We start from the raw sequence: 10,746 nt of genomic DNA on the forward strand, positions 1-10,746 counted from the left end.
GTCACGTCGGCGTCAGCGTCGTCGCATTGATCGTCACGCTGTTCACTCCCGCGCTGTACCCCGTCAGGCTCGGCAACGCATAGTTACTCGCAAGACCCGTTCCGTCAAGCAGCGTTATCGCACTGATATACTTGTTCGTCGTCGATACATGCGCGTCACTGGCTGTCGAGCCGCTATAGCCCAGCGTCTGGCCGCTCAACAGGCCGCCTATCGTTACCGACCCACTCAGACCCGTCGTCCCGCTATACGTCTTCACCCCACTCAGCGTTACCGACTTCGCCGTTATCGTCGCCGACACATCCTTGCTCGTCGCGTCCAGCACGTAGTCACTCGCCGCTGAACTGTTCGTGCCCGTTATGCTCCCTATCGACAGACCGCTTACCGTTACCTTGTTGGCTCCGACGACATTCGCACTGTTATAGGCGCTTCCACTGTTGCTCAACGTCGCTGACGTGTCACCGCTCACCAGACCGCTGTAGCTGTACGTCGCCGTAAACCCGCCTGGCGCATCCGTCGTCGTGTCGTACGTCTTCGTCACGCCCGCGTTCGTCACCGTCGGCGTCAGCGTCGCCGCATTGATCGTCACGCTGTTCACTCCCGCGCTGTACCCCGTCAGGCTCGGCAACGCATAGTTACTCGCCAGACCCGTTCCGTCAAGCAGCGTTATCGCACTGATATACTTGTTCGTCGTCGATACATGCGCGTCACTTGCTGTCGAGCCGCTATAGCCCAGCGTCTGGCCGCTCAACAGGCCGCCTATCGTTACCGACCCACTCAGACCCGTCGTCCCGCTATACGTCTTCACCCCACTCAGCGTTACCGACTTCGCCGTTATCGTCGCCGACACATCCTTGCTCGTCGCGTCCAGCACGTAGTCACTCGCCGCTGAACTGTTCGTGCCCGTTATGCTCCCTATCGACAGACCGCTTACCGTTACCTTGTTGGCTCCGACGACATTCGCACTGTTATAGGCGCTTCCACTGTTGCTCAACGTCGCTGACGTGTCACCGCTCACCAGACCGCTGTAGCTGTACGTCGCCGTAAACCCGCCTGGCGCATCCGTCGTCGTGTCGTACGTCTTCGTCACGCCCGCGTTCGTCACCGTCGGCGTCAGCGTCGCCGCATTGATCGTCACGCTGTTCACTCCCGCGCTGTACCCCGTCAGGCTCGGCAACGCATAGTTACTCGCCAGACCCGTTCCGTCAAGCAGCGTTATCGCACTGATATACTTGTTCGTCGTCGATACATGCGCGTCACTGGCTGTCGAGCCGCTATAGCCCAGCGTCTGGCCGCTCAACAGGCCGCCTATCGTTACCGACCCACTCAGACCCGTCGTCCCGCTATAGGTCTTCACCCCACTCAGCGTTACCGACTTCGCCGTTATCGTCGCCGACACATCCTTGCTCGTCGCGTCCAGCACGTAGTCACTCGCCGCTGAACTGTTCGTGCCCGTTATGCTCCCTATCGACAGACCGCTTACCGTTACCTTGTTGGCTCCGACGACATTCGCACTGTTATAGGCGCTTCCACTGTTGCTCAACGTCGCTGACGTGTCACCGCTCACCAGACCGCTGTAGCTGTACGTCGCCGTAAACCCGCCTGGCGCATCCGTCGTCGTGTCGTACGTCTTCGTCACGCCCGCGTTCGTCACCGTCGGCGTCAGCGTTGCCGCATTGATCGTCACGCTGTTCACTCCCGCGCTGTACCCCGTCAGGCTCGGCAACGCATAGTTACTCGCAAGACCCGTTCCGTCAAGCAGCGTTATCGCACTGATATACTTGTTCGTCGTCGATACATGCGCGTCACTGGCTGTCGAGCCGCTATAGCCCAGCGTCTGGCCGCTCAACAGGCCGCCTATCGTTACCGACCCACTCAGACCCGTCGTCCCGCTATACGTCTTCACCCCACTCAGCGTTACCGACTTCGCCGTTATCGTCGCCGACACATCCTTGCTCGTCGCGTCCAGCACGTAGTCACTCGCCGCTGAACTGTTCGTGCCCGTTATGCTCCCTATCGACAGGCCGCTTACCGTTACCTTGTTGGCTCCGACGACATTCGCACTGTTATAGGCGCTTCCACTGTTGCTCAACGTCGCTGACGTGTCACCGCTCACCAGACCGCTGTAGCTGTACGTCGCCGTAAACCCGCCTGGCGCATCCGTCGTCGTGTCGTACGTCTTCGTCACGCCCGCGTTCGTCACCGTCGGCGTCAGCGTCGCCGCATTGATCGTCACGCTGTTCACTCCCGCGCTGTACCCCGTCAGGCTCGGCAACGCATAGTTACTCGCCAGACCCGTTCCGTCAAGCAGCGTTATCGCACTGATATACTTGTTCGTCGTCGATACATGCGCGTCACTTGCTGTCGAGCCGCTATAGCCCAGCGTCTGGCCGCTCAACAGGCCGCCTATCGTTACCGACCCACTCAGACCCGTCGTCCCGCTATACGTCTTCACCCCACTCAGCGTTACCGACTTCGCCGTTATCGTCGCCGACACATCCTTGCTCGTCGCGTCCAGCACGTAGTCACTCGCCGCTGAACTGTTCGTGCCCGTTATGCTCCCTATCGACAGACCGCTTACCGTTACCTTGTTGGCTCCGACGACATTCGCACTGTTATAGGCGCTTCCACTGTTGCTCAACGTCGCTGACGTGTCTCCGCTCACCAGACCGCTGTAGCTGTACGTCGCCGTAAACCCGCCTGGCGCATCCGTCGTCGTGTCGTACGTCTTCGTCACGCCCGCGTTCGTCACCGTCGGCGTCAGCGTCGCCGCATTGATCGTCACGCTGTTCACTCCCGCGCTGTACCCCGTCAGGCTCGGCAACGCATAGTTACTCGCCAGACCCGTTCCGTCAAGCAGCGTTATCGCACTGATATACTTGTTCGTCGTCGATACATGCGCGTCACTGGCTGTCGAGCCGCTATAGTTCAGCGTCTGGCCGCTCAACAGGCCGCCTATCGTTACCGACCCACTCAGACCCGTCGTCCCGCTATAGGTCTTCACCCCACTCAGCGTTACCGACTTCGCCGTTATCGTCGCCGACACATCCTTGCTCGTCGCGTCCAGCACGTAGTCACTCGCCGCTGAACTGTTCGTGCCCGTTATGCTCCCTATCGACAGGCCGGCTTACCGTTACCTTGTTGGCTCCGACGACATTCGCACTGTTATAGGCGCTTCCACTGTTGCTCAACGTCGCTGACGTGTCACCGCTCACCAGACCGCTGTAGCTGTACGTCGCCGTAAACCCGCCTGGCGCATCCGTCGTCGTGTCGTACGTCTTCGTCACGCCCGCGTTCGTCACCGTCGGCGTCAGCGTCGCCGCATTGATCGTCACGCTGTTCACTCCCGCGCTGTACCCCGTCAGGCTCGGCAACGCATAGTTACTCGCAAGACCCGTTCCGTCAAGCAGCGTTATCGCACTGATATACTTGTTCGTCGTCGATACATGCGCGTCACTGGCTGTCGAGCCGCTATAGCCCAGCGTCTGGCCGCTCAACAGGCCGCCTATCGTTACCGACCCACTCAGACCCGTCGTGCCGCTATACGTCTTCACCCCACTCAGCGTTACCGACTTCGCCGTTATTGTCGCCGACACATCCTTGCTCGTCGCGTCCAGCACGTAGTCACTCGCCGCTGAACTGTTCGTGCCCGTTATGCTCCCTATCGACAGACCGCTTACCGTTACCTTGTTGGCTCCGACGACATTCGCACTGTTATAGGCGCTTCCACTGTTGCTCAACGTCGCTGACGTGTCACCGCTCACCAGACCGCTGTAGCTGTACGTCGCCGTAAACCCGCCTGGCGCATCCGTCGTCGTGTCGTACGTCTTCGTCACGCCCGCGTTCGTCACCGTCGGCGTCAGCGTCGCCGCATTGATCGTCACGCTGTTCACTCCCGCGCTGTACCCCGTCAGGCTCGGCAACGCATAATTACTCGCCAGACCCGTTCCGTCAAGCAGCGTTATCGCACTGATATACTTGTTCGTCGTCGATACATGCGCGTCACTGGCTGTCGAGCCGCTATAGCCCAGCGTCTGGCCGCTCAACAGGCCGCCTATCGTTACCGACCCACTCAGACCCGTCGTCCCGCTATAGGTCTTCACCCCACTCAGCGTTACCGACTTCGCCGTTATCGTCGCCGACACATCCTTGCTCGTCGCGTCCAGCACGTAGTCACTCGCCGCTGAACTGTTCGTGCCCGTTATGCTCCCTATCGACAGACCGCTTACCGTTACCTTGTTGGCTCCGACGACATTCGCACTGTTATAGGCGCTTCCACTGTTGCTCAACGTCGCTGACGTGTCACCGCTCACCAGACCGCTGTAGCTGTACGTCGCCGTAAACCCGCCTGGCGCATCCGTCGTCGTGTCGTACGTCTTCGTCACGCCCGCGTTCGTCACCGTCGGCGTCAGCGTCGCCGCATTGATCGTCACGCTGTTCACTCCCGCGCTGTACCCCGTCAGGCTCGGCAACGCATAGTTACTCGCCAGACCCGTTCCGTCAAGCAGCGTTATCGCACTGATATACTTGTTCGTCGTCGATACATGCGCGTCACTGGCTGTCGAGCCGCTATAGCCCAGCGTCTGGCCGCTCAACAGGCCGCCTATCGTTACCGACCCACTCAGACCCGTCGTCCCGCTATAGGTCTTCACCCCACTCAGCGTTACCGACTTCGCCGTTATTGTCGCCGACACATCCTTGCTCGTCGCGTCCAGCACGTAGTCACTCGCCGCTGAACTGTTCGTGCCCGTTATGCTCCCTATCGACAGACCGCTTACCGTTACCTTGTTGGCTCCGACGACATTCGCACTGTTATAGGCGCTTCCACTGTTGCTCAACGTCGCTGACGTGTCACCGCTCACCAGACCGCTGTAGCTGTACGTCGCCGTAAACCCGCCTGGCGCATCCGTCGTCGTGTCGTACGTCTTCGTCACGCCCGCGTTCGTCACCGTCGGCGTCAGCGTCGCCGCATTGATCGTCACGCTGTTCACTCCCGCGCTGTACCCCGTCAGGCTCGGCAACGCATAGTTACTCGCCAGACCCGTTCCGTCAAGCAGCGTTATCGCACTGATATACTTGTTCGTCGTCGATACATGCGCGTCACTTGCTGTCGAGCCGCTATAGCCCAGCGTCTGGCCGCTCAACAGGCCGCCTATCGTTACCGACCCACTCAGACCCGTCGTCCCGCTATACGTCTTCACCCCACTCAGCGTTACCGACTTCGCCGTTATCGTCGCCGACACATCCTTGCTCGTCGCGTCCAGCACGTAGTCACTCGCCGCTGAACTGTTCGTGCCCGTTATGCTCCCTATCGACAGACCGCTTACCGTTACCTTGTTGGCTCCGACGACATTCGCACTGTTATAGGCGCTTCCACTGTTGCTCAACGTCGCTGACGTGTCACCGCTCACCAGACCGCTGTAGCTGTACGTCGCCGTAAACCCGCCTGGCGCATCCGTCGTCGTGTCGTACGTCTTCGTCACGCCCGCGTTCGTCACCGTCGGCGTCAGCGTCGCCGCATTGATCGTCACGCTGTTCACTCCCGCGCTGTACCCCGTCAGGCTCGGCAACGCATAGTTACTCGCAAGACCCGTTCCGTCAAGCAGCGTTATCGCACTGATATACTTGTTCGTCGTCGATACATGCGCGTCACTGGCTGTCGAGCCGCTATAGCCCAGCGTCTGGCCGCTCAACAGGCCGCCTATCGTTACCGACCCACTCAGACCCGTCGTCCCGCTATACGTCTTCACCCCACTCAGCGTTACCGACTTCGCCGTTATCGTCGCCGACACATCCTTGCTCGTCGCGTCCAGCACGTAGTCACTCGCCGCTGAACTGTTCGTGCCCGTTATGCTCCCTATCGACAGACCGCTTACCGTTACCTTGTTGGCTCCGACGACATTCGCACTGTTATAGGCGCTTCCACTGTTGCTCAACGTCGCTGACGTGTCACCGCTCACCAGACCGCTGTAGCTGTACGTCGCCGTAAACCCGCCTGGCGCATCCGTCGTCGTGTCGTACGTCTTCGTCACGCCCGCGTTCGTCACCGTCGGCGTCAGCGTCGCCGCATTGATCGTCACGCTGTTCACTCCCGCGCTGTACCCCGTCAGGCTCGGCAACGCATAGTTACTCGCCAGACCCGTTCCGTCAAGCAGCGTTATCGCACTGATATACTTGTTCGTCGTCGATACATGCGCGTCACTGGCTGTCGAGCCGCTATAGCCCAGCGTCTGGCCGCTCAACAGGCCGCCTATCGTTACCGACCCACTCAGACCCGTCGTGCCGCTATAGGTCTTCACCCCACTCAGCGTTACCGACTTCGCCGTTATCGTCGCCGACACATCCTTGCTCGTCGCGTCCAGCACGTAGTCACTCGCCGCTGAACTGTTCGTGCCCGTTATGCTCCCTATCGACAGACCGCTTACCGTTACCTTGTTGGCTCCGACGACATTCGCACTGTTATAGGCGCTTCCACTGTTGCTCAACGTCGCTGACGTGTCACCGCTCACCAGACCGCTGTAGCTGTACGTCGCCGTAAACCCGCCTGGCGCATCCGTCGTCGTGTCGTACGTCTTCGTCACGCCCGCGTTCGTCACCGTCGGCGTCAGCGTCGCCGCATTGATCGTCACGCTGTTCACTCCCGCGCTGTACCCCGTCAGGCTCGGCAACGCATAATTACTCGCAAGACCCGTTCCGTCAAGCAGCGTTATCGCACTGATATACTTGTTCGTCGTCGATACATGCGCGTCACTGGCTGTCGAGCCGCTATAGCCCAGCGTCTGGCCGCTCAACAGGCCGCCTATCGTTACCGACCCACTCAGACCCGTCGTCCCGCTATACGTCTTCACCCCACTCAGCGTTACCGACTTCGCCGTTATCGTCGCCGACACATCCTTGCTCGTCGCGTCCAGCACGTAGTCACTCGCCGCTGAACTGTTCGTGCCCGTTATGCTCCCTATCGACAGACCGCTTACCGTTACCTTGTTGGCTCCGACGACATTCGCACTGTTATAGGCGCTTCCACTGTTGCTCAACGTCGCTGACGTGTCACCGCTCACCAGACCGCTGTAGCTGTACGTCGCCGTAAACCCGCCTGGCGCATCCGTCGTCGTGTCGTACGTCTTCGTCACGCCCGCGTTCGTCACCGTCGGCGTCAGCGTCGCCGCATTGATCGTCACGCTGTTCACTCCCGCGCTGTACCCCGTCAGGCTCGGCAACGCATAGTTACTCGCCAGACCCGTTCCGTCAAGCAGCGTTATCGCACTGATATACTTGTTCGTCGTCGATACATGCGCGTCACTGGCTGTCGAGCCGCTATAGTTCAGCGTCTGGCCGCTCAACAGGCCGCCTATCGTTACCGACCCACTCAGACCCGTCGTCCCGCTATAGGTCTTCACCCCACTCAGCGTTACCGACTTCGCCGTTATCACCGCCGACACATCCTTGCTCGTCGCGTCCAGCACGTAGTCACTCGCCGCTGAACTGTTCGTGCCCGTTATGCTCCCTATCGACAGGCCGCTTACCGTTACCTTGTTGGCTCCGACGACATTCGCACTGTTATAGGCGCTTCCACTGTTGCTCAACGTCGCTGACGTGTCACCGCTCACCAGACCGCTGTAGCTGTACGTCGCCGTAAACCCGCCTGGCGCATCCGTCGTCGTGTCGTACGTCTTCGTCACGCCCGCGTTCGTCACCGTCGGCGTCAGCGTCGCCGCATTGATCGTCACGCTGTTCACTCCCGCGCTGTACCCCGTCAGGCTCGGCAACGCATAGTTACTCGCAAGACCCGTTCCGTCAAGCAGCGTTATCGCACTGATATACTTGTTCGTCGTCGATACATGCGCGTCACTGGCTGTCGAGCCGCTATAGCCCAGCGTCTGGCCGCTCAACAGGCCGCCTATCGTTACCGACCCACTCAGACCCGTCGTCCCGCTATACGTCTTCACCCCACTCAGCGTTACCGACTTCGCCGTTATCGTCGCCGACACATCCTTGCTCGTCGCGTCCAGCACGTAGTCACTCGCCGCTGAACTGTTCGTGCCCGTTATGCTCCCTATCGACAGGCCGCTTACCGTTACCTTGTTGGCTCCGACGACATTCGCACTGTTATAGGCGCTTCCACTGTTGCTCAACGTCGCTGACGTGTCACCGCTCACCAGACCGCTGTAGCTGTACGTCGCCGTAAACCCGCCTGGCGCATCCGTCGTCGTGTCGTACGTCTTCGTCACGCCCGCGTTCGTCACCGTCGGCGTCAGCGTCGCCGCATTGATCGTCACGCTGTTCACTCCCGCGCTGTACCCCGTCAGGCTCGGCAACGCATAGTTACTCGCAAGACCCGTTCCGTCAAGCAGCGTTATCGCACTGATATACTTGTTCGTCGTCGATACATGCGCGTCACTGGCTGTCGAGCCGCTATAGCCCAGCGTCTGGCCGCTCAACAGGCCGCCTATCGTTACCGACCCACTCAGACCCGTCGTCCCGCTATACGTCTTCACCCCACTCAGCGTTACCGACTTCGCCGTTATCGTCGCCGACACATCCTTGCTCGTCGCGTCCAGCACGTAGTCACTCGCCGCTGAACTGTTCGTGCCCGTTATGCTCCCTATCGACAGGCCGCTTACCGTTACCTTGTTGGCTCCGACGACATTCGCACTGTTATAGGCGCTTCCACTGTTGCTCAACGTCGCTGACGTGTCTCCGCTCACCAGACCGCTGTAGCTGTACGTCGCCGTAAACCCGCCTGGCGCATCCGTCGTCGTGTCGTACGTCTTCGTCACGCCCGCGTTCGTCACCGTCGGCGTCAGCGTCGCCGCATTGATCGTCACGCTGTTCACTCCCGCGCTGTACCCCGTCAGGCTCGGCAACGCATAGTTACTCGCCAGACCCGTTCCGTCAAGCAGCGTTATCGCACTGATATACTTGTTCGTCGTCGATACATGCGCGTCACTGGCTGTCGAGCCGCTATAGTTCAGCGTCTGGCCGCTCAACAGGCCGCCTATCGTTACCGACCCACTCAGACCCGTCGTCCCGCTATAGGTCTTCACCCCACTCAGCGTTACCGACTTCGCCGTTATCACCGCCGACACATCCTTGCTCGTCGCGTCCAGCACGTAGTCACTCGCCGCTGAACTGTTCGTGCCCGTTATGCTCCCTATCGACAGGCCGCTTACCGTTACCTTGTTGGCTCCGACGACATTCGCACTGTTATAGGCGCTTCCACTGTTGCTCAACGTCGCTGACGTGTCACCGCTCACCAGACCGCTGTAGCTGTACGTCGCCGTAAACCCGCCTGGCGCATCCGTCGTCGTGTCGTACGTCTTCGTCACGCCCGCGTTCGTCACCGTCGGCGTCAGCGTCGCCGCATTGATCGTCACGCTGTTCACTCCCGCGCTGTACCCCGTCAGGCTCGGCAACGCATAGTTACTCGCCAGACCCGTTCCGTCAAGCAGCGTTATCGCACTGATATACTTGTTCGTCGTCGATACATGCGCGTCACTGGCTGTCGAGCCGCTATAGCCCAGCGTCTGGCCGCTCAACAGGCCGCCTATCGTTACCGACCCACTCAGACCCGTCGTCCCGCTATACGTCTTCACCCCACTCAGCGTTACCGACTTCGCCGTTATCGTCGCCGACACATCCTTGCTCGTCGCGTCCAGCACGTAGTCACTCGCCGCTGAACTGTTCGTGCCCGTTATGCTCCCTATCGACAGACCGCTTACCGTTACCTTGTTGGCTCCGACGACATTCGCACTGTTATAGGCGCTTCCACTGTTGCTCAACGTCGCTGACGTGTCACCGCTCACCAGACCGCTGTAGCTGTACGTCGCCGTAAACCCGCCTGGCGCATCCGTCGTCGTGTCGTACGTCTTCGTCACGCCCGCGTTCGTCACCGTCGGCGTCAGCGTTGCCGCATTGATCGTCACGCTGTTCACTCCCGCGCTGTACCCCGTCAGGCTCGGCAACGCATAGTTACTCGCAAGACCCGTTCCGTCAAGCAGCGTTATCGCACTGATATACTTGTTCGTCGTCGATACATGCGCGTCACTGGCTGTCGAGCCGCTATAGCCCAGCGTCTGGCCGCTCAACAGGCCGCCTATCGTTACCGACCCACTCAGACCCGTCGTGCCGCTATACGTCTTCACCCCACTCAGCGTTACCGACTTCGCCGTTATTGTCGCCGACACATCCTTGCTCGTCGCGTCCAGCACGTAGTCACTCGCCGCTGAACTGTTCGTGCCCGTTATGCTCCCTATCGACAGACCGCTTACCGTTACCTTGTTGGCTCCGACGACATTCGCACTGTTATAGGCGCTTCCACTGTTGCTCAACGTCGCTGACGTGTCACCGCTCACCAGACCGCTGTAGCTGTACGTCGCCGTAAACCCGCCTGGCGCATCCGTCGTCGTGTCGTACGTCTTCGTCACGCCCGCGTTCGTCACCGTCGGCGTCAGCGTCGCCGCATTGATCGTCACGCTGTTCACTCCCGCGCTGTACCCCGTCAGGCTCGGCAACGCATAGTTACTCGCCAGACCCGTTCCGTCAAGCAGCGTTATCGCACTGATATACTTGTTCGTCGTCGATACATGCGCGTCACTTGCTGTCGAGCCGCTATAGCCCAGCGTCTGGCCGCTCAACAGGCCGCCTATCGTTACCGACCCACTCAGACCCGTCGTGCCGCTATACGTCTTCACCCCACTCAGCGTTACCGACTTCGCCGTTATTGTCGCCGACACATCCTTGCTCGTCGCG

General features: G+C 60.1%; 2 protein-coding genes. Both read right to left on the minus strand.

Annotated features, from left to right (window positions below; genetic code table 11):
* Position 1: 1 nt before the first annotated feature.
* Positions 2–3,067 carry a beta strand repeat-containing protein gene (locus CFERDRAFT_RS11185; RefSeq protein WP_006367346.1) on the minus strand — a complete coding sequence of 1,022 codons (3,066 nt, stop codon included), beginning with the start codon at positions 3,065–3,067 and terminating at the stop codon, positions 2–4.
* A 4-nt stretch (positions 3,068–3,071) separates the two neighbouring features.
* Positions 3,072–10,730 carry a YDG domain-containing protein gene (locus tag CFERDRAFT_RS12515; protein WP_040433827.1) on the minus strand — a complete coding sequence of 2,553 codons (7,659 nt, stop codon included), beginning with the start codon at positions 10,728–10,730 and terminating at the stop codon, positions 3,072–3,074.
* Positions 10,731–10,746 lie beyond the last annotated feature (16 nt).

The organism is Chlorobium ferrooxidans DSM 13031 (assembly GCF_000168715.1).
GTDB lineage: Bacteria > Bacteroidota > Chlorobiia > Chlorobiales > Chlorobiaceae > Chlorobium > Chlorobium ferrooxidans.